The following is a 25,607-nucleotide window of genomic DNA, read 5'->3' on the forward strand; positions in this document are numbered from 1 at the left end:
CCACAACCAACCCGCAGCCGCTGGACATCACAAACCCCCAACCCCCTTAGGCATCCGGCCCAGAAAGCAACGGCATCGGATCCACACCAACGCTCCCCGGCAGGAACGACGCGATCAGTTCCGGCGTCCACCCACCGGAGGAATACGCCGCACGCAACTCCCGCGGCTGAGCCCACACCGCGATCTTCGACCCCGCCACCGTGTACACCTGCCCGGTGATCTCCCGCGCCCGCTCCGACAGCAGGTAGACCACCATGGCGGCCACATCCTCCGGCTCCCCGATCTCCGCGAGGTCGAAGGGAACGCTCGCCGACATCCGCGTACGGGCGACGGGCGCCACCGCGTTCGCGGTCACCCCGTACTTGTGCAATCCGAGCGCCGCACTGCGCACCAGCGAGATGATCCCGCCCTTCGCCGCGCTGTAGTTGGCCTGCGAATACGACCCCTGGTGATTCCCGCTGGTGAACCCGATCAACGTCCCCGCCCGCTGCTGACGCATCACCGCCGAGGCCGCGCGGAACACCGTGAAGGTCCCCTTCAGATGGGTGGCGAGGACCGGGTCCCACTCGTCCTCGGTCATGTTGAACAGCATCCGCTCCCGCAGGATCCCGGCGACGCAGACGACACCGTCGAGCCGCCCGTAGGAGGACAGCGCGACATCGACCACCCGCTGCCCGCCCGCCATCGTCGAGATGTCGTCGGCCACGGCGACGGCCTCACCCCCGGCCGCCTCGATCTCCTTCACCACGGCCGAGGCGATCTCACTCGTGGGAGAGCCCCCGTCCACGGAGACGCCGTAGTCGTTGACGACGACCCGCGCGCCCTCCGCCGCCGCGGCCAGCGCGACCGCCCGCCCGATCCCCCGTCCCGCGCCGGTCACGGCGACGACCCTGCCTGCCAAGAAGTTCCCCACGCCCGGCCCCTTCCCGCGGTTTCTGACGGACCGTTAGATTTTATGACCCGTCAGATGTGCGGACACAAGCCCCGGGGAGGGCCCGATGTCACTTCCGGCCGCGTTCCACGACATCGCCAAGCGCGTGAACAACTGGGGTCGTTGGGGAGCCGACGACGAGATCGGCACCCTGAACCTGATCACCGACGAGGTCGTCCGCGAGGCCGCCGCGACGGTCCGCACCGGCCGCCGCATCCCGCTCGCCCTCCCCCTCAGGCAGGACGGCGTGCAGACCGGGATGATGCCGGGCCGGGTCAACCCGCTGCACACGATGGTGCAGATCAACCAGGAGATCTTCGGCCCGGGGACGGTCGCGTGCAGCGACGACGCGGTGACCATGGGCCTGCAGGCGGCCACCCACTGGGACGCGCTCACCCATGTCTCGCACTCGGGCATGCTCTACAACGGCCGCCCGGTCGGCACCGTCACCGCGCACGGCGGCGCCGAGTTCAGCGGCATCGACAAGGCCCGGTATGTCGTCTCGCGCGGGGTGCTGCTCGATGTGGCCCGGGCTCGGGGCGTGGACCGGCTCGACGGGGCGCACGCCGTGACGCCGGAGGATCTGGAGGCGGCCGAGGAACTCGCGGGCACGCGGGTGCGTGCCGGGGACATCGTGCTCGTACGGACCGGGCAGGTCCAGGTGTATCTCGCCGGGGACAAGGAGGCGTACGCCTATCCGTCGCCGGGCCTGTCGGTCCGCACCCCGGAGTGGTTCCACGCGCGCGATGTGGCCGCGGTCGCCAATGACACCCTCACGTTCGAGATCTTCCCGCCCGAGATCGAGGATCTGTGGCTGCCCGTGCACGCGCTGGATCTGGTGGAGATGGGGATGCTCCAGGGCCAGAACTGGAATCTGGAAAAGTTGTCCACAGCCTGTGGAGAAGTCGGCCGGTACGCGTTCCTGCTGTCGGCGATGCCCGAGCCGTTCGTCGGCGGCACCGGAACACCCGTAGCCCCGGTGGCCGTGTTGTGAGGAGGTCGGTCGGCGGCGCGCGGATCCGCCCCGAGCACGGCTCGCGCGCCGCCGTCATCGACTTCCTTCCGCCCTGAGGAAATCGACACCGCGTCACGATCCGCACTCGTCGAGGGCTCCCGTCACCGCAACCCTCGGCGTCCCCTCGCGGCGAATCGCTGACCACCAGCGTCATCAATCGAACACGGTGCGTCAACACCCGTACGGTGATTTGTGGCTTACGAGCCGTTTGTCACGACCGCGCACGGATGCACATCCCCGGCGCACCGCCCTCTCACCGAGGCGGGGTCCCGGTGGCGCCTGCCACCGTGCGCCGGTCACACCGCCTCGAAGGCCAGCCCCTCGTAGGCCGAGGCATCGATGCCGTAGGTCTCCGTGAGCTGCCGCGGCCGGTCGCAGCGGTCGAGTTCGCACCAGATGCTCTTGCCGGCGCCTTCGGCGCTCCAGCCCCAGCGGTCCGCGAGGCCGTCGACGAGGGCCAGGCCGCGGCCACCGGTCGCGTCACCGTCCACGCAGCGCGGCACGGGGGCCCGGCCGCTGCGGTCGGCGACCTCCAGGCGGACGGTGGCCGACTCCCCCTCGGCGCCCGGCAGGGACAGCCGCAGGACGGCCGGACGGCCGGTGTGCACCACGGCGTTGGTGACCAGTTCCGACACGAGCAGGATCAGCGTCTCCGCGAGCGGTTCGTCGCCCCCTATCCCGGATCCGGCCAGCCGCGAGCGGGCCCATCTCCGGGCTCGCCCCACTTCCGAGGGGTCGGGCCGGATCTCCAGCTGCACTTGAAGCACCTGCACCGCTCACACCATCCGAACCGGCGGGCACATGGCCTCGCGCCTCACGAGGGCCACGATCGTAGCCATTTTTTGCATGACCAGAACAATGACCAAAGCCGGGGTCACAGAACGTGAATCCCTTACGAGACAGCATGGTTGACGTACAGTCACGCCAACAAGCGCTTCGGGCATATTCCAGCGCGAAGGAGTACCCCTGCGGGATACTGTGCGACGCTCGCCGCGGGGAGTCGAACAGGCGGTGGACACAGGCCTTCCCGCCCTGCGAGCAGCGGTGCGCATCGCCGGGTCCGGGGCCGCCCCATCGGCAACACCGGCATGGCTCGTACTCGGAACCACTCGCATCTCACACAAGGTACCGGAGCAGGCCGCCGACTCCAGGACGTGACGAGTTACACATAGGACACAACCCGATATCAACGCTCCGTGATTCCGGTATGCCACAATCCGCGACATCCGCTCGGGGCGCCCCGGAGAGCGGGCCGGTCGCGGGCGCCTCAGGCCAACAGATCGACGGCGAGCAACTCCTCACTCTCCGCACCGCCGCCGCCCCGCCGGGCCCGCACCCAGGCCCGCTTCAGATGCAGCTGCACCTCGCACTCCCAGGTGAAGCCCATCCCGCCGTGCACCTGGAGACAGTCCCGGGCGCCCCGTTCGGCCGCCTCGTCGGCCAGCAGCCGGGCCGCGGCGATGTCCACCGGGTTTGCGGTCACGGCGGCCGCGTACACCGCGGCCCGGGCCGTCTCGGTCCGCACCAGCATCCGCGCGCACAGATGCTTGACCGCCTGGAAGGCCCCGATCGGCTGCCCGAACTGCTCCCGCGTCCGCGCGTGTTGGACGGCCAGCTCACCCACGCGCGTGGCCGTGCCCAGCTGCTCGGCAGCGGTGAGGAGCACGGCGACGGGATCGGCGGCACGCGCGCGTGCGCCGGGCACCCGGTGCAGCGGCGTGAGCGGATCCACCGACTTCAGGGGTACGGCTCCCGCGGCCTCCCCCCGCACCACGTCAGCCTCCTCCAGCCACTCCACGAGCCCACCCGGGTCGACGTCGGCCACGACGACCGCCCCCTCGGCGGCCCCGTCCACGACACCGGCCGCGAGGTGGGTGGCCACCAGCGGCCCCGGCAACAGGGCCCGCCCGGCCTCCTCGAAGGCCAACACGGCCTCCGGCAGCCCCAGTCCCACTCCGCCCTCTGCCTCCGGCACCCGCAGCGCGAAGAACCCGGCGGCACCCAGCTCCCGCCACAGCGCCCGGTCCAGTCCTGGGGCGTCCAGGGCAGCGCGCAGCACCTCCCCATCAAAGCGCCGAGTGAGCAACTCCCGCACACCGGCCCGCAAAGCCACTTGGTCATCGGTAAGTTGAAACCGCATGCCACGCCCTCTTCTCCACACAGGCCACGGCAGCACCCTAGGGGCGCGGGGAACTGCGCGACCAACCACAACGGATCCGCACCCGGCGCTCAACCGCTACCGCCCCTTCGGCAGCCCGAGAACCCGCTCGGCCACGATGTTCCGCTGGATCTGCGAGGTCCCCGCGGCGATCGTGTACGACAACGACGACAACCGCTCCAGCACCCAAGGCCGTTCGAGATCCAGCGACTCCACACCCAGGACGTCCGCCGCCGCGTCGTACAGCTCCTGCCGCGCGTGCGAGTACCGCAGCTTGAACACCGAACCCCCGACCCCCGGCACCCCGCCCCCACTCGCCTCCGCCTCGCTCACGTTCCACTGCGTGAGCCGCCACAACGCACGGAACTCCGCGTTGAGCCGCCCCAACCTCCGTCGCAGGGACAGGTCGTCCCAACGCCCGTTGCCCCGAGCCTCCGCGGCCAGTGAACGCAGCACCCGCCGGCAGGCGACGACCTCGCCCACGAAGGCCGTGCCGCGCTCGAAGGACAGCGTCACCATGGTCACGCGCCAGCCGTCGTTCTCCTCGCCGACCCGGTTGGCCACCGGCACCCGCACCTCGTCGAGGAATACCTCGGCGAACTCGGCGGACCCGGCGAGGGTGCGCAGGGGACGCACCACGACCCCGGGCGCGGACATGGGCATCGCCAGCCAGGTGATGCCCCGGTGCTTCGGGGCCGCCGGGTCCGTGCGCACCAACAGCTCACACCAGTCGGCGACTTCGGCGTGCGAGGTCCAGATCTTGGACCCGCTCACCACATAGTCGTCGCCGTCCCGGCGCGCGCGGGTGCGGAGCGAGGCGAGGTCGCTGCCGGCGTCCGGTTCGCTGAAGCCCTGGCACCAGACCTCCGCACCGCGCAGGATCGGCGGCAGCCAGCGTTCCCGCTGCTCAGGCGTGCCCTCGGCGGCGATCGTCGGACCCGCGTGGAGCAGCCCGACGAATCCGGCGCCGACATAGGGCGCGCCCGCGGTCTCCGTCTCCTCCAGGAAGATCAGCCGCGTGGTGGGCGACGCGTCCCAGTGCACGTGCGCGTACCCGGCGTCGTAGAGCATGCGCTGCCAGCCGAGGTCGTACGCCCTGCGTCCGGGCCAGTCCTGCGGGGACGGTTTCGGCGGCAGCGTGGGGAGCGCCTTGGCGAGCCACTCCCGCAGCCGCGCCCGGAACTCCTCCTCTTCCGGCGTGTACGCGAGATCCATGGCGGCACTCCACATCTGATAACCCGTCAGATACCGCTCGCACCGGAAGGTTAGGTCCCGCACCCCTGGACCGACAAGGCGTGGCGCCCTACGCTCTGCCACGATCTGACGATGCGTCAGTTCTGGTCAGTGCCACGAGGGGGCCGCCGTGACCGACACCGCCCACGCGCTCAGCGCGTCCCGCACCCTGTGGGAGCTGGTCGCCCGCCGAGCCGAGCTGACCCCCGACCGCCCGGTCCTCCTCCAGGACGACCGCGCGCTCACCTTCGGCGAGCTGCACGCGCGCGGCGAGCGGGTGGCGGCCGGCCTGTACGACATGGGCGTACGCCCCGGCACGGTCGTCGCCTGGCAGCTGCCCACCCGTATCGAGACGGCCCTGCTCTCCTTCGCCCTGGCCCGCCTCGGCGCCGTGCAGTCGCCGGTCATCCCCTTCTACCGGGACCGCGAAGTCGGCTTCGCCCTGCGGGAGTCGAAGGCGGAGTTCTTCGCGGTCCCGGGCGTCTGGCGTGGCTTCGACCACACGGAGATGGCCCGGCGGCTCGGCGCGAAGGGCATCTTCGAGGCGTACGACCACCTCCCGGACGGCGACCCGGCCGTGCTCCCGCCCCCGCCGATCGACGGCACCAGCGTCCGGTGGATCTACTGGACCTCGGGCACCACCTCCGACCCCAAGGGCGTGCTCCACACGGACCGTTCACTCATCGCCGGCGGCTCCTGCCTCGCCCACGCGCTGCGCCTGACGGCGGACGACGTGGGGTCGATGGCCTTTCCGTACGCCCACATCGCGGGCCCCGACTACACCGTGATGCTGCTGCTGTACGGCTTCCCGGCGGTCATGTTCGAGCAGTTCGCGCTGCCGGACGCGCTGGAGGGCTACCGCAGGCACGGGGTGACGGTGGCGGGCGGCTCCACGGCCTTCTACTCGATGTTCCTCACCGAGCAGCGCAAGCGGCCCGGTGTCCCCGTGATCCCCTCGCTCCGGCTGCTCGCCGGCGGCGGCGCGCCCAAGCCGCCGGAGGTCTACCACGCCGTCGTACGGGAGCTGGGCGTGCAGCTCACCCACGGGTACGGCATGACCGAGGTACCGATGATCACCATGGGGGATCCGGACGACACGGTGGAGAACCTGGCGACGACCGAGGGGCGGCCGCCGGAGGGGATGTCCGTGCGGATCGTGGACGGGGAGGTGCGGCTGAAGGGGGAGGCGGTGTGCCAGGGCTATCTCGACCCGTCCCAGACGGCTGAGGCCTTCGACGAGGAGGGCTATCTGCGCACCGGGGATCTCGGACATCTCACGGCCACCGGTCATCTGGTGCTCACCGGACGGCTCAAGGACGTGATCATCCGCAAGGGCGAGAACATCTCGGCGAGGGAGATCGAGGACCTGCTGGCCGCGCATCCGGCCGTCGGGGACGTGGCGGTGGTCGGGCTGCCGGACGCCGAGCGCGGGGAACGCGTGTGTGCCGTGGTGGAACAGCCCGAAGGCGCCGAGCAGCTGACCCTGGACGCCGTGACGGACTATCTGCGCGCGGAAGGACTGTCGACGCACAAGCTGCCGGAGCAGCTGGAGGTGGTGGACGCCCTTCCGCGCAACGAGACCCTGCGCAAGGTGCTCAAGTACAAGCTGCGCGAGCGCTATTCGGGGACGGTGAAGTAGCGGGCGAAGGCGGGCACGATCTCGGCCTCGCCGACCTTGCCGTCGCCGTCGGTGTCCAGGGTGGCCGCGGCGGCCCGGGCGAGGTCCTCGCTCGCACCGAGAATCCTCAGCACGCGCGCGGTGTCCTCGACGGTGGCGCGTCCGTCGCCGTCCTGGTCGGCGACGGCGATCGCCGCGTGCAGGAAGGGCCGCGCGATCTCGGCGAACCGGTCCGGGTTGTCGCGCAGCCGCTTGAGGGCGCCGTTCACGAACTCGTCGCGGGTGATCCGCTGGTCGCCGTCCCGGTCGGCGATCCCGGCCATGCCCTGCCAGAACGCCTCCGCGCCGACGTACAGCGCCTGTCCCTTGTCGGAGCGCGCGGCCGTACCGAACTCCGTGAGCAGCGCCTTGGCCGCCACGTTGAAGTCCTCGCGGTCGATGTAGCCGTTGCCGTCCTGGTCGAAGGTGGCGAACCGGTCGGCGATCCTGCGCTCGTACTCGCTGCTGACCATTGTCTTCGCGCCGCCTCACATCACATCGGGTGTATCTCGCACGGAGCGTACGACGCGAGCGGCACCCCGGGGGCCGGAAGGCGGCGCTTGTGCCGACACCGGGAGAATTTCGGGACAAGGGTGTGGCAGTCGGGGTGCCCCAGGTCACAGCCGTGCGTACAGAAGGGCCTTACGGGTGTACGGGCGTACGGCTCAGGCGGACAGTGGTTCCGCCTCCTCGTCGGTCGCCGAGTCCACGTCCGGGTGCACCTCGAACAGGCGGCGGACGCCCAGCGCGCCGAGGACGCGGTTGACGTGGGAGCCGTCGGCCGCGCCCTGGGCCGGGAGGATCAGACGCAGATGGCCTCGGCAGGAATGGATCAGGCGGCGGGAGGCGATGAGGACGCCGACGCCGCTGGAATCGCAGAAGTAGACCTCGGAGAGGTCGAGGACGAGACTGTGGCGCCCCTCGGCCACCACGTCGTGGACGTGCTGGCGGAGCACCGGTGAGGTCACCAGGTCCAGCTCGCCCGACACACTGAGCACGGTCCACTCGCCCTGCTCGTCGCTGGTCACATTGAACGCCACCACCATGCCCTTCATTCGCCGGAAAGCAAACGGAAGCTTTTCTTACGCTTCCGTGCAGCGTGGCTGCCCAGCGGCGGTTCCCTGAAACACAGACCCAGAAACGGAAAGCGGGTGAAAGAGGCTTGTTCCGGTCGTCTTCGTTCCTGTTCGATCGGGTCCGGTCAATGGGTGAAGGGGTGAAGAGGCAGGGGAAGGTCCACTACCACCTGAAGCCCTTCGGGGGGCGCGCATTGGAACAAAGGGGCGTGCGCTGCCGGAGGTGCCGACTACATTCGAGGAGATGGTCGGCGCAGGCTTGACCCGGACACTTCCAGGGGTGAGGGGGCCGCATGGCGAAAAAGGACGCACCACCCCGCTGGGACCGCAAGATGCAGCAGCGGCTCGCACGCGGTGAGGCGGCCGCCCTCGGCGAGCTCTACGACCGTTTCGCTTCACTCGTGCACGGCCTCGCCCACCGCGTGCTCGGAGACGAGCGCGCGGCCGACCGCATCACCCGGGACGTCTTCGCCCACGTGTGGGAGCACCCCGAGACCTACGACCCTAAACAGGGCCCGCTGCGCTCCTGGGTCGCGGGTCTGACCCACCGCCTGGCCGTGCAGCGGCTGCGCGCCACCGAGACCGCCGCGCTCACCCGGGCCGGCGAGGGCTCCGCCGAGGAACTGGAGCGCAGGGTGCGCCACGCCTCGGTCGCCGCGCGCGCCGACTACATCGTCCAGTCCATGCCCACCCCGCTGCGGGCCGCCCTGGAGCTGGCCTACTTCCAGCGCCGCGACTACCGCCAGGCCGCCGCCGACCTCAGCATCACCGAGGACGAGGCCCGCCGCCGCCTCCGCCTGGGCCTCCAACTCCTCTCCACGGCCCACGACACCGGAGCACCCGGGGCTCCGCCGGGATACGGGGGCGCGGCATGAGCGACGACTTCGAGACACGGGACGATCGGGACGGGTACGGGGGGCGGGGGGTGGTTTCCGAGGGTGCGGGGGGTGTCGGGGGCACGGGACGGGTTGGCGACGCCGGGGACGCTCGCGAAGGCGCGGGCATGGTAGGGACCGGGGAAACCCGGGGTCCTGGGGACGCTCGGGAAGGCGCCGACGCCGTAGGGGCCGAGGGCACCCGGGGTTCCGGGGACGCTCGGGAAACGGGCGGCACAAGTGGAGCGCCTCTCCCAGGCCCCGACGGCACAGCCGGCAGCGGGGTCGGGGGTACTGAGAGCACGGTTGCTCTCGGGCACGGTCACGGCTTCAGCGACTCGGACGACGACGCCGGCCCGCCGAGCGACCCCGGCGCAGAGGGGACGGATGGCGTGAGCGGGCCGCCCCACGCCGGCACGGACGGCACAGCCGGTGCCGGGGGACCGGGTGACGCCGGAGGCGGCCTTGGCGGCGGTGGCGAACCGGGCCGGCCGCCCCGCATACCGCTGCCCCGCGCCTCCGTCGAGGACACCGGCCGGCCGCTGCCCGCGCTGGAGGAGCCGGTTCCGCCCGCTCCCCTCGTCCTGGAGCACCATGTGCTGAAGTCACTGCTCGGGGCGTGGGCGCTGGCCGCGTGTTCCGTGGAGGAGACGGCCGCCGTGGAGGACCACCTCGGCGTCTGCGGCTCCTGCGCCGACGAGGCGTTGCGGCTGCGCGGCGCGGTGGGCCTGTTGCAGCGGCCGGAGAGCCTCGACCTGGACCCCGGCCTGCGCACCCGCGTCCTCAACGGCTGCCTCGACCGGCGCCCGCCCCGCATCCCGATCCCCGAGTGGGCCATGCCGTACGACGCCGAGACCGCCCGCCTGGACGCCCTGCTGCAGGACTTCGGCGACGCCGAGTGGCACTCCCCGGTCAGGCTCCGCTGGTTCGACGCCGACGAGGCCACGAGCCGCCGTACGACGGTCGCCGGGGTCATAGCCCATCTGCTGTCGGTCGACGGCCTCGTCGCGGTCGCCCTCGGCCTGGACGACCCGCTGGGCGAGACCCCCGCGGACACGCCCACGCCGTCGAGCCGCACCGAGGCGTTCTGGCGCGCGTCGCACTTCCCGCCGACCCGCACCGTCCGGACCCCCTGGCGCGAGCAGAGCCACGACCTCGTCCGCACGGTGTCCTTCACCGGCGGCACCTCCGGCAGACTCGAGGTGCCCTACGGCGACTTCGCGCTCCCCCTCCACGACGCGATGCTGGACCGCGCCTTCGAGTGCTGGGTCCACGCCGAGGACATCGCGGAGGCGGTCGACTATCCCTACGACCCCCCGTCCCCCCGGCATCTCAACCGCATGATCGACCTGGCCGCGCGGATGCTGCCCGCGGTCCTGGCACAACGGCGGCAGAAGGGGCTGACGTCACCGACCCCTGGACGGCATCTCGTGAGCGCCGGAGGCCCCGGCCGCACCCTGCGTCTGGAGATCGAGGGGCTGGGCGGCGGCGAATGGCTGATCCCGCTCGACTCCCCCGCGGCGGTGGCTTCGGCGGAGCACGAGGTGGCGCACGTGGCGCTGGACGGCGTGGAGTTCTGCCGGCTAGCGGCGGGCCACGTGTCTCCTGCGGAGGCTGCGGCGGGGCAGGTGGGTGACCGTGAGGCGATCAGGGATGTGCTGTTCGCCGCGGCGAGCCTGAGCCGGATGTAGGGGGTGGCGTGGCGGGGGGGTTCGTCGGCGGCTGCGGGCGAGTGGGGGCTGGTCGCGCCCGCGCGGCGGAGCCGCAAATAGACACAGCCCCGCGCCCCTAAAAGAAGTCAGCTGGACGCACCTTCAGGGGCGCGGGGAACTGCGCGAACGGCCCCCACCGGCCCGCAGCCGCCCCGCGACCAGAAGCCCTCGAGCTCCTAGGCGAAAACGACCGTCCGCCGACCGTTCAACAAAATCCTGCGCTCCGCATGCCACTTGACCGCCCGCGCCAGCGCCTGGCACTCCACGTCCCGCCCGATCGCGACAAGCTGGTCCGGAGTGACGCCGTGCCCCACCCGCTCGACCTCCTGCTCGATGATCGGCCCCTCGTCGAGGTCCGCGGTCACATAGTGCGCCGTCGCCCCGATCAGCTTGACCCCCCGCGTATGAGCCTGGTGATAGGGCTTCGCGCCCTTGAAGCTCGGCAGGAACGAGTGGTGAATGTTGATGATCCGGCCGCTGAGCTGCTTGCACAGGTCGTCGGAGAGGACCTGCATGTACCGGGCGAGCACGACGAGTTCGACGTCCTGCTCGCGCACCAGCTCAAGCAGCCGCGCCTCCGCCTCGGCCTTGTTCTCCCGCGTCACCGGAATGTGGTGGAAGGGAATGTTGTACGACCCCACGAGCTCGGCGAAGTCGGTGTGGTTGGAGACCACGGCGGCGATGTCCACCGGGAGGGCTCCTATGCGCGCACGGAACAGCAGGTCGTTCAGGCAGTGCCCGAACTTGCTGACCATCAGCACGACCCGCATCCGGTCCTCGACCCGGTTGATCTGCCAGTCCATGCCGAAGGAGTCACCGATCGCCGCGAAGGACGCCCGCAACTTGTCCACCGTGACCGGCGCCTCCGCCGCGAAGTGGACGCGCATGAAGAACAGACCCGTGTCGCTGTCGCCGAACTGCTGGCTGTCCTCGATGTTGCAGCCGGTCATGAAGAGGTAGCTCGACACGGCGTGCACGATGCCCGGCTTGTCGGGGCAGGACAGGGTCAGGACGTACTGGTCGGCGGGGGTGGACTGCTCGTTCATGCAGGACAGGGTCGCATATCCGCACGCGCGGCAGACACCGCGTCCGTCACGCGGACCGGGTCATGATCTGCAGCACCTGGAGCGTGCGCGGCGGCACGTCGGGATCCTCCCCGTCCGCGCTCGCCATCCGCACGTGCGCGTCCCGCGCCGCCCGCACCGCGTCCGGCCACCCCGGGTTCTCCATGTACACGGAGACGGGGGCGTCCGGGCCGACCTGGTGCATGATCCGCAGCACCCGCAGCACGGCGGTGTCGACGAGGGCCGCCTCCTGGGAGTCCCGGAAGATCGTGCCGACGTACTTCTCGGCGGACCAGTTGTCCAGCCAGGTGTCCTCGACGAGGCGGTACACGGCGTCGGTGACGTCCCCGTACCCCTCGACGCCGGCCAGCCAGACGTTCTGCTGGAAGGCGGGGTCGGAGAGCATGTGCAGCGCGGAGCGCACATTGCTGCGCCAGCGCCACCACGGCATGTCGTTCTGTGGCATGCCGCCCATGGTGGAGGAGCGACGGCCGCGACGGGAAGAGTTCTCCGAACCTTGCACGGTCACCGATCGTACGTTCTTCCCCCATACGTGCCGCACAGGCCCTCGCTGTTCACCCTTACGTCACCTTTCGTCGACCGAGCGTCACATCCGAGTTGGCGATGTGGCGAAAGCGTGTGTGCCCATGACCGGCAGGCGACGCATCCGCAGCACCTTCCGCAGCACTTTCCTCCACCGGCACCACCGGCCCGTCAGAGCCACCGCCCTCGCGGCGGGAGCACTGGTGGCGTGTGCTGCCCTCACCGCCGGCTGCGGGGTCGTCCCCGGCACCACGGCGGGTTCCGGAGACGACTCGATCAAGGTGATGACCTGGGCCCCGTCGGACACCGAGGCGACCAACAAGCCCGGCATGCCCGCCTTCGCCCGGGCCTACGCCCGCTGGATCAACTCCAAGGGCGGCATCAACGGCCGTCGGCTCACCGTCCTGACCTGCAACGAGCACAACGACGCCGTGTCCGCGGCGACCTGCGCCCGGCGCGCGGTCAAGGAGAACGTCGTCGCGGTCGTCGGCTCCTACAGCCAGTACGGCGACTCCTTCTTCCCGCCGCTCGAGGGCGCGGGCATCCCCTACATCGGCGGCTACGGCGTCACCAACGACGAGTTCACCAGCCCGCTGTCCTACCCCGTCAACGGCGGCCAGCCCACCCTCCTGGCCGGTCTCGGCAAGGAGCTCGCCGCGGCCTGCGGCAACGTCACCCTCGTACGCCCCGACACCATCGCGGGCGACGAGCTGCCCATCCTGCTGGACTCCGGGCTGACCACCGGCGGTCACCGGGTCGCGAGCGACGTGCGGGCGGCGGACGACGCCACCGAGTACTCGACGCAGTCGACGAAGGCGCTCGACGGCGCGGCCGTCGATGGTCGGGCCCGTGGTGCGAAGCAGGGGTGTGTGGTGCCCGCGCTCGGCGACCGCACCAGTACCTTCATGGACTCCTTCCGGCGCGCCCGCGAGGACTATCCGACCGTGCGCACCGCCATGGCGATGGGCAGCGTCGACCAGACGGTGATCGACGCGTCCGGCGGGGCGTCCGGGCCCTACGAGGGGTCGTACATCACCGGCTGGTACCCGGTGGAGAGCGATGCCCGCTGGGACGCGATGAAGAAGGTCATCAGCGCGGAGGCCTTCGGCGACAACCGCATCGACTCGGCGGACGCGGGGGTGCAGACCACCTGGATCGCCTACACGGTGTTCGAGAAGGCCGTCGAGTCACTGGGCGGCGGCGAGGTGTCCGCCGACAGTGTGCGCGGCGCCCTCAACGACGGCCTCAAGATCTCCACCGGCGGTCTGACGCCGACCCTGCGGTGGCCCACCCGGGACACCTGGAGCTCCACCGACGACCTCGCCTCGGTCGGCTTCCCCCGCCTGGTGAACGCCCACGTGACGTTCCAGGTGGTCCGCCAGGGCCAGCTCATGTCGGCGCGCGAGGGCTTCACCGACGTGACGAGGACCCTGCGGAACGCGGACGTCGACTGACCCGCGGGGGGCGCCGACGCGCCCCCCGCGGACCGCTCACAGCTGGGTGGACGTGCGCTCGGTCAGGCTGTACTTCTTGGCGATCGCGTTCCACAGCCGGGCCGCCTCGGCCTTCGCGGTGCTGGCGGTCCCGCTGTCCCGGTTGCCGGCCTGCGTCTGGCCCGTGGTGCGGGCCTGGCCCTTCTTGCAGCCCTTCTTCCCGCCGGCCTGGTCGGCCCAGGCGGCGTAGTGGCTGTCGGCGGACGCGGACGCCTGCCAGGCCTTGGTGAGGGCGTCGGTCAGCTCGGCGTGGTTCGGCAGCTGGTCGACCTCGAGCGTCTTGAGCCGGGTCACCAGGCCGGTGCGCTGGGACGCGGCGTTCCGCAGGTCCGTGGCCGCCTGGCCGAGGTTCTTGCAGGACTTCACGTTCGCCACCGCGCTGATCACCGAGGAACGGCTGTTGCCGCTGTCGGCGAGCAGTTTGTCCAGCTCGACGGCCTGCGCCTTCGCCGGGTCGGCGGCCGGCGCGGAGGACCCGTCGGTCGCGGGGGCCGAAGCCGACACGGTCTGGTTCTTGTCACCGCCGTCACCGCCCCCGCCTCCGGCGAGCAGCGCGCCCGCACCGATGCCGAGGACGACGATCCCGATGCCCACGGCGGCGATGACCGGCACCCGCGAGCGCCTGCGGCCGCCTCGGTCACCGTCGTCGTAGAGGTCACCGCCCGGCGGCCCGTACGGCGGCTGGGCGCCGTACGCGGGCTGTTGGGCCCCGTAAGTTGGCTGCTGGGCCCCGTAAGTTGGCTGCTGGGCCCCGTACGACGGCTGCTGGGCCCCGTACGCGGGCGGTACGGACTCGGGCCGGCCGAAGCGGGGCATCTGCTGCGTGGAGTCGGCCCCGCCGTCACCGGTCGGCCCGCCGCGGAAGAGGTTGTCGAAGTCGGAGGGCGGCTGCCGGTCCCCGCCGTAGGACGCGCCGGGGGCCTGTCCGGGTACGGGCGCGATGAACTGCGTGGCCTCGGCGTCGGGGCCGGTGGGCGCGCCGTACGGGGCCTGCGAGTACTGGTCGGGGTACCGCGCCGCCTCGGCGGACACCTCGGGCGGCAGCGCGCCGGGGCGCACGGGCGGGAGGTACTGCGTGGCTCCCTCGGGGGAGGCGGGGGCCGACGGGACCGGCGGGATGAACTGGGTGGCGCCTTCGTCGGCGGGCGGCAGGGGCGCGGAGGCGGGTGTGCCCGATGCCGCTGACGGGAGAGGCTGCCCCACCGGCGGCAGGTAGTAGGACGTCGGCTCGTCGGTGTTGTAGCCCGGCGTGGCCTGCTGCTGCTGCGGTGCGCCGGTGCCGGGGACCTCGTAGGGCGCGACCTGGCCCTGCTGCGGGGGCAGCGGCTGGGACTGCGGCTGGGCCTGAGACTGCGGCTGGGCCTGGGGCGGTATGCCGCCGGGCTGCTGCTGGGGTGTCCCCCAGGTCTGGGCGGGCGGCTGCGACCAGTCCTGGGCCTGCGGCTGGTAGGCCTGGTCCGGCTGCTGCGCCTGGTCCTGCTGCCGGCCGGGCCCCCACGGGTTGCCCCATGCCTGGCCGCCGGGCGGCTGGGCGTAGCCGGCGTCGGCGGCCGGGCCTTGTCCGGCCGCCTGCGGAGGGCTTCCGTAGCCGCCCTGCTGCTGGGGGTCGCCCTGCTGCGGAGGCGGCCCGTAGCCGGGCTGCGGACCGCCGTGTCCACCCGTCTGTCCCGGCAGCAGGGGTTCCCCGCCGTCGGAGGGCAGCACGATGCCTTCGCGCGCTTCGCGCGCCGAGGGCTGCTCGCCCTGTCCACTCTGCGTCACCGGGACTCCTACTTATGGGGGAACTTCGGAATCGTCGGCTCACGCTACCGGGTCCTCCGAGCCCGGTGCCACGTAGCACAGGACGTGACCTGCGCCCCTGTGACCGCAGTAACAAATTACGCGGCCGCCTGAAGATCCATCCGGGCCCCGAACTCCCTGACCACGGGCTCGTCCCGGAACGGTTCCAGGCGCTGCTGGAAGTCGTCGAGATACTCCGCGCCCCGGTTGGAACGCAGGGTCTCCAGCAACTCCACCGCTTTCAGGCCGGTGTTGCAGGCCTGCTCGATCTCGCGCTGCTGCACCTGCGCGGAGGCGAGCAGGACCAGACCGATGGCCCGCCGGCGCGCCTTGTTCTCGGGGAGCCCGTCCAGGGACTCCTGCGCGCACCGCGCCGCCGCGTCGGCGTGGCCGAGGTCGCGGTGGCAGTGGGCCAACTCGTCGGCCAGATAGGCCTCGTCGAAGTGCGCGATCCACGCCGGGTCGTCACCGGAGGAGGGGTCCGCCGCCTCCAGGGCGTGCACGGCCCGTCCGGAGGCCGCCTGGGTGGCCCGCGCGTCGCCCATGAGCGCGTGCCCGCGGGCCTCCGCCGCGTAGAACATCGCCTCCGCGCGCGGTGTCACCCGCCCCCGCGCCCCCTCCTGCGCCGCCCGCGCCAACTGGGCGATCTCCCGGGGGTTCCCGAGCTGCGCGGCGAGGTGGCTCATGGACGCGGCGAGCACATAGCCGCCGTATCCGCGGTCGCCCGCGGCCTGCGCGAGCCGCAGCGCCTGGATGTAGTACCGCTGGGCCAGGCCCGGTTGCCCGGTGTCGATCGCCATGTACCCGGCCAGCTCGGTCAACCGCGCGACGGCGGCGAACAGTTCACGACCGGTCGCTTCCCGGTAGGACCCCGCGAGCAGCCCGGACACCACGCTGTTGAGGTAGTGCACGACGACCGGGCGCACATGCCCGCTGCCGTACTGGTGGTCGAGGTCGACGAGCGCCTGCGTCATCGCGCGCACGGCCGCCACGTCGGACTGCCCCACGCGCGGGCCCGCCTGGCGCGCCACCTGCGAGTCGGGCGAGGAGATCAGCCAGTCACGACTCGGCTCCACCAGCGCGGACGCGGCGACCGAGGAGCCGGACAGGAAGTCCCGGCGGCCCACGTCACTGCGCCACAGCTCACACACCTGCTCGATGGCACCCAGTACCGTCGGCGAGAACTGGAGCCCGACGCCGGAGGCGAGGTTCTTGCCGTTGGCCATGCCGATCTCGTCGATCGTGACCGTACGGCCGAGTTTGCGCCCGAGGGCCTCCGCGATGATCGCGGGCGCCCTGCCCCGCGGCTGCTGTCCACGCAGCCAACGGGCCACGGACGTCTTGTCGTAGCGCAGGTCGAGGCCGTGCTCGGCGCCGCACATGTTGACCCGGCGGGCGAGCCCGGCGTTCGAGCACCCCGCCTCCTGGATGAGCGCCTGCAGCCGTTCGTTCGGCTGCCGCGCGACGAGAGGCCTTGCGGCCATGGCGTACCCCCTGTGGCTGCGGTGCCTGCCCACGCACCGAGTTGACGTGTCTTCCACCGAAAAGTTCCGGCCGTGAAGATCAATGCCCCGCCGACGTGTCGAAAATGCGAGGCTTGCGAGGATTGCCGGGGTGAAGACTCGTACCGACCCCACACGTGGCTACCCAGCTCACGCCGAGGTTCCTCCTCTGCGCCCCCACACATGCATCCATGCGCCCCAGGTGCGGAATCGATGCGCTGCCCCCGCGCGCGTCACGGCCGTAACCCGAGGTGGGCGCGGGAGTTGTGTTCTGCGTGGAAGAGACGATCGCAGGTACCGAAGCCGCTCAGATTCCGAAGCAGCGCGGGGAATCGCTGCTGGACACAGCCGTACGCTACGCCGAGGAGCGCCACTGGGACGTCTTTCCCGGCACCTGGCTGGAAGCCGTCGACGGGGTGCAGCGGTGCTCCTGCGGTGACACCGCGTGCGCCGCACCCGGCGCGCACCCCTCCCGGGAGGACTGGGCGACGCAGGCCACCGGCAGTGCGACGGTCGCGCGCCGGATGTGGCAGAAGCAGCCGGCCGCGTCCATCCTGTTGCCGACTGGGCGGACGTTCGACGCGATCTCCGTCTCCGAGACGGCCGGGTTCCTCGCCCTTGCGCGCATGGAGCGCATGGAGTTGACGCTGGGCCCTGTGACGTTGACGCCGGATCGCCGGATGCAGTTCTTCGTGCTGCCGGGGGCCTCGGTGAAGCTGCCCGAGCTGGTGCACAAGCTCGGCTGGACCCCGTCGTCGCTCGATCTGGTCGCGCTGGGCGAGGGGGCGTACGTGGTGGCTCCCCCCACTCGGTACGGGTCGTCCGGTGCCGTGCAGTGGGCCTGTCGTCCGACGCCCGCCAACCGCTGGCTGCCGGATGCCGAGGAACTGATCTCGCCGCTCGCCTATGCCTGCGGCCGGGACCGGTGACATGCGCCCGTAAGGTGGGCGTCCATGACGTCGGCTGTGAGTGTGCGTGGGCTCTGGAAGCGGTTCGGGCAGCAAGTGGCCGTTGCCGGGATCGATCTGGAACTCCCCGCGGGCAAGTTCATCGGTCTTGTCGGCCCGAACGGGGCCGGGAAGACCACCACTCTCTCCATGGTGACCGGGCTGCTGCGGCCCGATGAGGGGACCGTCTCCGTCGTCGGGCACGACGTGTGGCGGGACCCGGTGGCCGTGAAGGCGCGGATCGGCGTCCTGCCCGAGGGTCTGCGGCTGTTCGAACGGTTGTCGGGGCGCGAACTGCTCGCCTACTCCGGACGGTTGCGGGGGCTGCCCGGGGCCGAGGTCGACCGGCGGGCCGCTCAGCTGCTCGACGTGCTCGATCTCGCGGGGGCCCAGCACAAGCTGGTCGTCGACTACTCGACCGGGATGCGGAAGAAGATCGGGCTCGCGGCCGCCCTGCTCCACAACCCCGAAGTGCTCTTTCTCGACGAGCCGTTCGAGGGCGTCGACCCCGTCTCCGCACAGATCATCCGGGGCGTGCTGGAGCGGTACACCGCCTCCGGCGCCACCGTCGTCTTCTCCTCGCACGTGATGGAGCTCGTGGAGTCCCTGTGCGACTGGGTGGCTGTCATGGCCGCCGGCCGCATCCGCGCCCACGGGCCGCTCGACGAGGTGCGCGGCGACGCGCCGTCGCTGCAGCGCGCCTTCCTGGAACTCGTAGGGGCCCAGGGCCAGGACGCCGGGGCGAACCTCGACTGGCTGGGCGGCGGGGCCCGATGACCGCGGACATCACCCCGGTCGTCGTACGGCTGAAGCTGTCGCTGCTCAGGAACGGGCTGCGGCAGTCCGGCGGCCGACGCGCCGCCTACATCGCCTCGGCCGTCGCCGTACTCCTCTTCTCCGTCCTTCAGCTGCTCGGTCTCATCGCCCTGCGCGGTGACGAGCACGCCGGATCCGTCGTCGTCCCGCTGGCCGCCGTGCTGGCGGTCGGCTGGGCCGTGATGCCGCTGTTCTTCCCCGGCGGCGACGAGACCCTCGACCCCACCCGCCTGGTGATGCTGCCGCTGCGACCCCGGCCCCTGGTGCGGGCGCTCCTGGTGGCCTCCCTGATCGGCATCGGGCCGGTGTTCACCCTGTGCCTGCTCGTCGGTTCCGTCGTCTCGGTCGCGCACGGCGCCATGGCGTACGTCTTCTCCGTGCTCGGTGTCGTGCTCGCGCTGCTGGTCTGCGTGGCGCTCGCGCGAGCCGTCGCCGTCGCCAACATCCGCCTGCTGACCAGCCGCAAGGGCCGCGATCTGGCGGTGCTGAGCGGACTCGTCATCGCCGTCGGCGCGCAGGTCGTCAACTTCGGGGCGCAGCGGCTCGGTTCGGGCGGGCTCGGCCAACTGGACGGTCCGGCGGCGGTGTTGAAGTGGCTGCCGCCCGCGTCGGCGATCGGGGCCGTCGACTCGGCGAGCGAGGGGGCGTACGGGGTCGCGGTACTGCAACTCGCCCTCTCCACAGCCGCGTTGGCGGGCCTGCTCGCCCTCTGGTCCCGTCACCTGACCCGGCTGATGACCTCCCCGGACGGCTCCACGCTCCCCTCCGCCGCGGGCGCCGCGCGGGAGCGGAACTCGACGGGACTCGCCCGGCTGCTGCCCGCCGGCCGCACGGGCACGGTCATGGAACGCAGCCTCCGCTATGTGTGGCGCGACCCCAAGACCAAGGCCGCGTGGGTGACCTCGCTGGCCATCGGGCTGATCGTGCCGGTGTTCAACGCGCTGCAGGGCACCGGGTCCATCTATTTCGCCTGCTTCGCCGCGGGAATGCTCGGCGTGCAGATGTACAACCAGTTCGGGCAGGACACCTCGGCGTTCTGGATGGTCGCGATGACGATCTCCTCCACGCGGGACGCCTACGTCGAACTACGCGCGCGTGCGCTGGCGCTGCTGGTGATCACCTTGCCGTACGCCACGCTCGTCACGGTTCTGACGACCGCGCTGATCGGCGACTGGCCGATGCTGCCCGAGGCCCTCGGCCTGTCCTTCGCGCTGCTCGGGGCGATGCTGGCGACCGGGGCGTGGACGTCGGCGCGCTTCCCGTACTCGATCCCGCAGGAGGGCTACAAGAACGTGGCCCCGGGACAGTCCGGCCTCGCCGCCGCAGCCGTCGTCGGCGGAATGGTCTCGGCCGCCCTGCTGTGCGCCCCCGTGATCGCCCTGACGCTCTGGGCCCGCCTCAGCGCGAACGGCGACGACTGGAACTGGGTACTGCTCCCGGTCGGCGCGGTGTACGGCACCGCGATCACACTGGCCGGCCTACACCTGGCGGCCCCACGAACGGCACGCCGGCTGCCGGAGATCCTCCAGGCGGTCAGCAAGGGCTGACTCGTCGGGCACCGGAGGCGCCCGACGGTCCCGGCGGCGGCAAGGTGACGCCCTCAGTCGCTGGTCTCGGCGGTCTCCAGGCCGTCCAGGAAGGGCTCTATGGCGGCCCGCCAGGCCTCCGGCTGGTCGTAGTGGACGAGGTGGCCGGCGTCGGCCACCTCGGCGTACTCGCCGCGGGGCAGGACGCGGACCATCTCCTGGGCCTCGGCGCGGCCCAGTTCGCCGTCGAGGCCGCGGACGACCAGGGCGGGGCACCTGACCTGGGTCAGCTCCTCCCAGTGGGCGTCGTAGACCCAGGTCTCGCGGGACGACAGCATCTGCTCGGGCTCGAAGACCGGGCGCCAGCCGTCGGGGGACTCGGCCATCACCTCGGCGTAGAACTCACCGCGCGCCGGGTTGGGACGCTCCACCCAGGGATCGTCCTCGCCGAACCACTTGCGTACGTCGGCCAGCGTGGCGAAGGGGACGGGCCAGGCCTTGAACCACTCGCCCCACTCCCGCTGCGAGGCGGCGCCGAGGGCGGAGGCCCGCATGTCGCAGATGATCACCCCGCGGACCAGGTCGGGCCTGCGGGCGGCGAGCTGCCAGGCGGTCAGGGCGCCCATGGCATGGCCGATGAGGACGACGGGGGCGAGGCCGAGCTGTTCGAGGGCGGCCTCGGCGTCCTCGACGTACGCGTCACGGGTGAAGGCGGCCCGAGGGGGCTTGTCGCTCCGGCCGTGACCGCGCTGGTCGAGCGCGACGGCCCGGTAGCGCTCGGAGAGCCAGCGGGCGGTGGACGCCCAGTGCGAGGCACGGCCCATCAGGCCGTGAAGTAACAGCACCCCGGGTGATCGCTTCTCCGGGACCGGCGAGGTCTCCCGCGCCGGATCTGCCAATTCCGCCGGGTCGGTCTTGGGAGGGTCCCCGAACTCCCAGGCCGCAAGACGTACGCCGCCCGCCCCGGTCACGTCGATGCGCCGCGCCATTGGCACCCCCCTAGCTCCGCCCGGACCGCCCGCTCCCCGCGCGCGCCGCCCTGTGAACCGTGTCCTGACTGCCGTGCCTGTCCTGCCTACCTGCCCGCCGTTGCCTGCCGTATATCTCTGCTCTGCATCTGCCCTACATCCTGCAGCGCACGTCCCGCCCGCCCCGTCACTCGCAGATTATCGAATACCCATTCGAAAATGACGCCTCGGGCGATAACACCCCTCGTTCGAGTGACCCCGCTCAAGGAATGATCGCCGCCGCTGAGGGGAGATCTTCAGCGGGAGGCGGACCGCTCGGGGACATCGGTCCGAGGGGAATGACCCTGGGAGCTCGGGGCTCCGGGTCAGCACAGGGGAGGACCGGCCCCGGCACCGAAAGGCGCCGGGGCCACCCCCACGTCCACGGCACATCCGCCCGCCCCCCTCAGGTCATATGCCTCACGCGACAGCCGCGCACGACGAGCGTCGAAGCGCTGCGATTCCGCGCAGTGAATCTCGGATCGACCAGACCCGGGACGAGCCCGGGCACGAGACCCAGCAAAGCCACAACTGCCGCACAGCACCCGGCAATTGAGCCTCCCGGCGGCTCAGCGCTTGGCGACGAACACGTGCGAGGCGACGTCCGACTCCAGCTCGGCGGCCTCGCCGCCACTGCCCACCAGCACCCCGCCGGGCGACTCGGTCACGCTCACCACCGAACCGGGCTGCACCCCCGCCCGGCGCAGCGTGTACATCAGCTGCGCGTCCGTCTGGATCGGCTCGCCGATACGGCGTACGACGACCGTCTTGCCGTCGAGCCCCGGGTCCAGCTCGGCCAGCGACACCATGCCCTCGTCCAGGAACGGGTGGGGGCCGTCCTTCTCGCCCAGCTCCTCCAGACCGGGGATCGGGTTGCCGTACGGCGACTCGGTGGGGTGGCGCAGCAGCTCCAGCACCCGGCGCTCCACCGCCTCGCTCATCACGTGCTCCCAGCGACACGCCTCCGCGTGGACCTGCTCCCACTCCAGGCCGATCACGTCGACGAGCAGACACTCCGCGAGCCGGTGCTTGCGCATCACCCGGGTGGCCAGCCGCCGGCCCTCGTCCGTCAGCTCCAGGTGCCGGTCACTGGCGACCGACACCAGCCCGTCGCGCTCCATCCGCGCCACGGTCTGGCTGACAGTCGGGCCGCTCTGGTCGAGCCGCTCGGCGATCCGGGCACGCATGGGGACCACACCTTCCTCCTCCAGCTCGAGGATGGTGCGGAGATACATCTCCGTGGTGTCGATCAGTCCGGACATACGTGCCCCTTGATGAGATCTGCCGGAAGCACGACAGCTTCCCGGTGTGTGCGCTGGCCCTGGCCTCAATTCTGCCGGATGCCACTGACAAGCGTGCCGCGCCGGTGAAACCGGGCGGTTACGAGCAGGCGCGCGGCCGTATTGACATCCCACTGGTCCAGACCGCACGGTGATCCGCGACACAGCGACGAAGGGTTGGGTGACGCATGGGCGGGACGGGCTCCGCGAGCGGTGACGGCAAGCTGTCCGGGCAGTTCTTCGACGCCGCGATCGGGCTGCTGCAACGGGTCCGCGACGAGGAGGCCGAGTCCGTCGCGGCGGCCGGTGAGCTCCTCGCCGACACCGTCGCCACCGGCGGCCGCCTCTTCGCCTTCGGCGCCGGACACTCCTCGCTCGCCGCCCAGGACCTCGTCTACCGGGCCGGCGGACTCGCGCTGATGAACCTGCTGACCGTGCCGGGGGTCGTGGGCGTCGACGTCATGCCGGCGACCCTGGGCTCGGCCCTGGAACGCGTCGACGGCCTCGCGAGCGCCGTCCTGCACTGCTCGCCCCTCCGCGCCGGCGACGCCCTGGTGATCATCTCCCTCTCCGGCCGCAACACGCTCCCCGTGGAGATGGCCCTGACCGCCCGCTCGCTGGGCGTGAAGGTCATCGGCGTCACGTCGGTCGCCTACACAACGGAGACGAAGCCCCGCCACAGCTCCGGCACCTTCCTCAAGGACCACTGCGACGTCGTACTCGACTCCAAGATCGCCCCGGGCGACGCGGAACTCTCCCTGGACACCATCCCGGCCCCCTTCGCCCCGGCCTCCACGGTCGTGACCTCGGCCCTGCTCCAGGCCGTGATGGCGACGGCGGCGGGCGCACTGGCGCAGCGGGGCATCGAGCCGCCGCTGCTGCGCTCGGGGAACGTGGACGGCGGCCTGGAGTGGAACGAGCGGGTGTTCGAGGAGTACGGGGACCGGATCTTCTACCGGCAGTGACGGCACGGGTCAGAGGCAGGCCGGACCGCCGTGGGCCATGAGCCGTGGGGCCGAACGAGGCAACGAGCCCTTACGCCCGCCCCACCACCCCACCCAGATCCAGCGCCGTGGCGATCCGGACCGCCACGTCCTCCGCGTACACCGCGTCACCCCGCTCGAACTGCCCCCTGCCGGAGCCCCGCAGGAACGTCACGACTCCCAGCGTCCGCCCCCGGCTCCGCAGCACCGCGCACAACGCGTGCACCACGTCCGACGGCCACTGGCGGGCCTCGGCCCACTCGCGGGCCCGGTCGCCCGACACCGCCCCCACACTCGCCCGTACCGATCCGACCCGCTCCACGCACTGCAGCGCCGGATGCCCCTCGCCGTACCGCACGGGCAGCCCGGCCGCTCCCGACGCCTGCAGACTCGGCCCCGGCGCCCCGGACGGCGTCGCGGCGACCCGTACGAGACGGACCGGACCGGTCTCCTCCCCGTCGGCCACCGCACCCCCGGCGACCCGGTCGATCAGCGCGTGGTCGGCGAACCCGGCGAGCGCGAAGTCCAGATGGACGACGGCGGCCTCGGCCGGGTCCTCGCACTCCGCCGCCGCCCGGGCCGCCCGGTGCAGCTGGTTCGTCCGGAACCGCAGCAGCGAGGCCTCCTGCTCGCTCTGCTTGGCCTCGGTGACGTCCTGGAACAGCCAGCCGACACCCAACGGCACCGGCTCCTCAGCGAGCGGCGAGGAGAGCCGTACGAATCCGCAGCGCCAGCAGCGCCGCTTCTCGCCGTCCGGTGTCCGCACCGCCACCCAGATCTCGGCCGGCGCCGGTGGGGCGCCCTCGGCCAGCACATGGGTCAGCGCGCTCTCCAGCTCCTCCACGCCCTGCGCGAGCAGCTCCCCGAGGGGCCGCCCCAGCACCGACGTACGCCCGATGCCCAGCGACCGGGCCGCGTGCGCGTTGACCACGGCGGGCCGCAGATCGGCGTCGACCAGCACGACACCCCACGACGCGTCCTCGAAGAGCGCCTCGCTCAGCGCGATCGACCGCTCCAGATCGATCTGCGTGTGCACCTCGCTGAAGGCGCAGTACACCCCGGCCGGCTTCCCGTCGGGACCGCGCACGGCCGCCGACTGGGTGCGTACGAGCACCCGGCCGCCGTCCTTGGTCAGCAGCGCGAACTCGTGCACCTGCCGGCCGGGCGACTGCATGGCGGACATCAGCCGCCCCTCGACCTCCTCGGCGTCCGCCCGCCGCACCGCCCACCCGGCGAACCCGTGCCGGCCCACGGCCTCGGCCGCGGTCCAGCCGAGGATCCGCTCGGCCTCACGGTTCCAATGCGTGACGACACCGTCCGCGTCGAAGGCACACAGTGCCGCGTCCATGCCGTCCAGCAACGCGGCGAGCAGATCGGAACCACCCGGGCCCTCGGGCCCGTCCGGTCCCAGCTCGTCGGTGGTCCCACTACGCCGGGAAGCACTCACCTGGACCCCCTGCCAGCTGCTTCACTCACCAACAATCATTCAACTCGAACGTGACGCAGCACACACCGGGTTCCCGCAAGATTGAGAGAATCGTTGTACGCCGGAAACGCCCCGAATCCCCTCAATCAGCTCTCCGGTCCGGCTCCAGCCGCAGGTCGATCCACTCGTCGCTCTCGCCGTCCAGCACATACCGGTCGACCTCGACGAACCCGCGCGCCTGCGCGAACCGCGTCCCGTCCCCATTGACGGCCAGCACACATGTCTCGATCACCCGGGCGCCGAGCACACGCGCATGATCAAGACCCTTCTCGTAGAGAGCCGTCCCGAAACCCCGTCCCCGGTAATCGGGCAGCACGCGCGCGATGACGGTCGCCACGGCGTCGCCCCCGTCCGGCGGCCGTACGGTCGAGCACCCCACGAGCGTGTCCCCGAGATAGGCGTTCTCCAGCCGGTACCGCCCGGCACGCTCGCGTGCTGCTTCGGCGCTCATGGCGGCCGGCGGCACGATCCCGTTGTGCACATACCGCCACTGCTCGAGCATGCCGTCCCCGACGACCGGCTCG

The 25,607-nt window shown here is 71.6% G+C and carries 23 protein-coding genes; 9 read left to right on the forward strand and 14 right to left on the reverse strand.

Features of this window, described 5'->3' with window-relative positions:
• Positions 1 to 46: 46 nt before the first annotated feature.
• Positions 47 to 913: an SDR family oxidoreductase gene (locus tag ACZ39I_RS25075; protein WP_467246614.1), complete on the reverse strand. Its 867-nt coding sequence runs from the start codon at positions 911 to 913 to the stop codon at positions 47 to 49.
• Positions 914 to 998: 85 nt separating this feature from the next.
• On the opposite strand from ACZ39I_RS25075, the gene ACZ39I_RS25080 reads away from it, so the two are divergent.
• Positions 999 to 1,925 (forward strand): cyclase family protein, encoded by a 927-nt coding sequence (locus tag ACZ39I_RS25080; RefSeq protein ID WP_467246615.1) that lies wholly within the window; start codon positions 999 to 1,001, stop codon positions 1,923 to 1,925.
• Positions 1,926 to 2,242: 317 nt separating this feature from the next.
• On the opposite strand, the gene ACZ39I_RS25085 is transcribed toward ACZ39I_RS25080, so the two are convergent.
• The 3 genes from ACZ39I_RS25085 to ACZ39I_RS25095 all read right to left on the reverse strand — a co-directional run bounded on the left by ACZ39I_RS25085 (position 2,243) and on the right by ACZ39I_RS25095 (position 5,319).
• Positions 2,243 to 2,704 carry an ATP-binding protein gene (locus ACZ39I_RS25085; RefSeq protein ID WP_467246947.1) on the reverse strand — a complete coding sequence of 154 codons (462 nt, stop codon included), beginning with the start codon at positions 2,702 to 2,704 and terminating at the stop codon, positions 2,243 to 2,245.
• A gap of 509 nt (positions 2,705 to 3,213) precedes the next feature.
• Complete coding sequence (locus ACZ39I_RS25090) at positions 3,214 to 4,086, reverse strand: acyl-CoA dehydrogenase family protein (protein WP_467246616.1); 873 nt, start codon at positions 4,084 to 4,086, stop codon at positions 3,214 to 3,216.
• Between the two features lie 96 nt (positions 4,087 to 4,182).
• Complete coding sequence (locus ACZ39I_RS25095) at positions 4,183 to 5,319, reverse strand: acyl-CoA dehydrogenase family protein (protein ID WP_467246617.1); 1,137 nt, start codon at positions 5,317 to 5,319, stop codon at positions 4,183 to 4,185.
• A 148-nt stretch (positions 5,320 to 5,467) separates the two neighbouring features.
• Between ACZ39I_RS25095 and ACZ39I_RS25100 the strand changes: the two genes are divergently transcribed.
• On the forward strand, positions 5,468 to 6,976 hold the full coding sequence (locus ACZ39I_RS25100; protein ID WP_467246619.1) for a class I adenylate-forming enzyme family protein: 1,509 nt from the start codon (positions 5,468 to 5,470) through the stop codon (positions 6,974 to 6,976).
• Here the strand turns inward: ACZ39I_RS25100 and ACZ39I_RS25105 are convergent.
• Both ACZ39I_RS25105 and ACZ39I_RS25110 read right to left on the reverse strand, forming a co-directional pair.
• A complete protein-coding gene (locus ACZ39I_RS25105; RefSeq protein ID WP_352388658.1) occupies positions 6,955 to 7,467 on the reverse strand; it encodes an EF-hand domain-containing protein in 513 nt (170 codons plus the stop codon). The genes ACZ39I_RS25100 and ACZ39I_RS25105 overlap by 22 nt on opposite strands.
• 192 nt (positions 7,468 to 7,659) lie before the next feature.
• Positions 7,660 to 8,040: an STAS domain-containing protein gene (locus tag ACZ39I_RS25110; protein ID WP_393603467.1), complete on the reverse strand. Its 381-nt coding sequence runs from the start codon at positions 8,038 to 8,040 to the stop codon at positions 7,660 to 7,662.
• Positions 8,041 to 8,363: 323 nt separating this feature from the next.
• Between ACZ39I_RS25110 and ACZ39I_RS25115 the strand changes: the two genes are divergently transcribed.
• Entirely contained in the window at positions 8,364 to 8,945 is a 582-nt protein-coding gene (locus ACZ39I_RS25115; RefSeq protein ID WP_393603164.1) for a sigma-70 family RNA polymerase sigma factor, read from the forward strand.
• 392 nt (positions 8,946 to 9,337) lie between these two features.
• Positions 9,338 to 10,636, forward strand: a complete 1,299-nt coding sequence (locus ACZ39I_RS25120) for a maleylpyruvate isomerase N-terminal domain-containing protein (protein ID WP_467246621.1) — start codon at positions 9,338 to 9,340, stop codon at positions 10,634 to 10,636.
• Positions 10,637 to 10,833: 197 nt separating this feature from the next.
• Here ACZ39I_RS25120 and purU read toward each other — a convergent pair whose 3' ends face one another.
• Both purU and ACZ39I_RS25130 read right to left on the reverse strand, forming a co-directional pair.
• Positions 10,834 to 11,703 (reverse strand): formyltetrahydrofolate deformylase, encoded by an 870-nt coding sequence (purU, locus tag ACZ39I_RS25125; RefSeq protein ID WP_467246623.1) that lies wholly within the window; start codon positions 11,701 to 11,703, stop codon positions 10,834 to 10,836.
• A 46-nt stretch (positions 11,704 to 11,749) separates the two neighbouring features.
• Complete coding sequence (locus tag ACZ39I_RS25130; RefSeq protein WP_352388666.1) at positions 11,750 to 12,250, reverse strand: SCO4402 family protein; 501 nt, start codon at positions 12,248 to 12,250, stop codon at positions 11,750 to 11,752.
• A gap of 118 nt (positions 12,251 to 12,368) precedes the next feature.
• Between ACZ39I_RS25130 and ACZ39I_RS25135 the strand changes: the two genes are divergently transcribed.
• Positions 12,369 to 13,718 (forward strand): ABC transporter substrate-binding protein, encoded by a 1,350-nt coding sequence (locus ACZ39I_RS25135; RefSeq protein ID WP_467246625.1) that lies wholly within the window; start codon positions 12,369 to 12,371, stop codon positions 13,716 to 13,718.
• Between the two features lie 36 nt (positions 13,719 to 13,754).
• On the opposite strand, the gene ACZ39I_RS25140 is transcribed toward ACZ39I_RS25135, so the two are convergent.
• Both ACZ39I_RS25140 and ACZ39I_RS25145 read right to left on the reverse strand, forming a co-directional pair.
• Positions 13,755 to 15,518, reverse strand: coding sequence for a hypothetical protein (locus ACZ39I_RS25140; RefSeq protein WP_467246627.1), 1,764 nt, complete (start codon positions 15,516 to 15,518; stop codon positions 13,755 to 13,757).
• Positions 15,519 to 15,634: 116 nt separating this feature from the next.
• Positions 15,635 to 17,020, reverse strand: coding sequence for a transcriptional regulator (locus tag ACZ39I_RS25145; protein WP_467246629.1), 1,386 nt, complete (start codon positions 17,018 to 17,020; stop codon positions 15,635 to 15,637).
• 284 nt (positions 17,021 to 17,304) lie between these two features.
• Between ACZ39I_RS25145 and ACZ39I_RS25150 the strand changes: the two genes are divergently transcribed.
• Genes ACZ39I_RS25150 through ACZ39I_RS25160 form a run of 3 tightly spaced genes read left to right on the forward strand, consistent with a single transcriptional unit; the run spans position 17,305 to position 20,348 of the window.
• Positions 17,305 to 17,967 carry a bifunctional DNA primase/polymerase gene (locus tag ACZ39I_RS25150; protein ID WP_467246630.1) on the forward strand — a complete coding sequence of 221 codons (663 nt, stop codon included), beginning with the start codon at positions 17,305 to 17,307 and terminating at the stop codon, positions 17,965 to 17,967.
• Between the two features lie 24 nt (positions 17,968 to 17,991).
• The gene (locus ACZ39I_RS25155; RefSeq protein ID WP_451471649.1) at positions 17,992 to 18,762 is read left to right on the forward strand and encodes an ABC transporter ATP-binding protein; all 771 of its coding nucleotides are present in this window, start codon (positions 17,992 to 17,994) and stop codon (positions 18,760 to 18,762) included.
• Positions 18,759 to 20,348 (forward strand): transporter, encoded by a 1,590-nt coding sequence (locus ACZ39I_RS25160; RefSeq protein ID WP_467246631.1) that lies wholly within the window; start codon positions 18,759 to 18,761, stop codon positions 20,346 to 20,348. Before ACZ39I_RS25155 ends, ACZ39I_RS25160 begins: the two co-directional genes overlap by 4 nt.
• 53 nt (positions 20,349 to 20,401) lie before the next feature.
• On the opposite strand, the gene ACZ39I_RS25165 is transcribed toward ACZ39I_RS25160, so the two are convergent.
• Together ACZ39I_RS25165 and ACZ39I_RS25170 are read right to left on the reverse strand one after the other, a co-directional pair.
• The gene (locus ACZ39I_RS25165; RefSeq protein ID WP_467246632.1) at positions 20,402 to 21,316 is read right to left on the reverse strand and encodes an alpha/beta fold hydrolase; all 915 of its coding nucleotides are present in this window, start codon (positions 21,314 to 21,316) and stop codon (positions 20,402 to 20,404) included.
• Positions 21,317 to 21,903: 587 nt separating this feature from the next.
• On the reverse strand, positions 21,904 to 22,596 hold the full coding sequence (locus tag ACZ39I_RS25170) for a metal-dependent transcriptional regulator (RefSeq protein WP_007382808.1): 693 nt from the start codon (positions 22,594 to 22,596) through the stop codon (positions 21,904 to 21,906).
• Positions 22,597 to 22,802: 206 nt separating this feature from the next.
• Here ACZ39I_RS25170 and ACZ39I_RS25175 point away from each other — a divergent pair, with 206 nt between their 5' ends.
• Entirely contained in the window at positions 22,803 to 23,579 is a 777-nt protein-coding gene (locus ACZ39I_RS25175; RefSeq protein ID WP_467246633.1) for an SIS domain-containing protein, read from the forward strand.
• A 70-nt stretch (positions 23,580 to 23,649) separates the two neighbouring features.
• Here ACZ39I_RS25175 and ACZ39I_RS25180 read toward each other — a convergent pair whose 3' ends face one another.
• Both ACZ39I_RS25180 and ACZ39I_RS25185 read right to left on the reverse strand, forming a co-directional pair.
• Positions 23,650 to 25,044, reverse strand: coding sequence for a PAS domain-containing protein (locus ACZ39I_RS25180; RefSeq protein WP_467246634.1), 1,395 nt, complete (start codon positions 25,042 to 25,044; stop codon positions 23,650 to 23,652).
• Positions 25,045 to 25,165: 121 nt separating this feature from the next.
• Positions 25,166 to 25,585 carry a GNAT family N-acetyltransferase gene (locus ACZ39I_RS25185; RefSeq protein WP_467246949.1) on the reverse strand — a complete coding sequence of 140 codons (420 nt, stop codon included), beginning with the start codon at positions 25,583 to 25,585 and terminating at the stop codon, positions 25,166 to 25,168.
• Between the last annotated feature and the right edge of the window lie 22 nt (positions 25,586 to 25,607).

The sequence above is a fragment of the Streptomyces sp. NPDC024687 genome, from assembly GCF_055559055.1.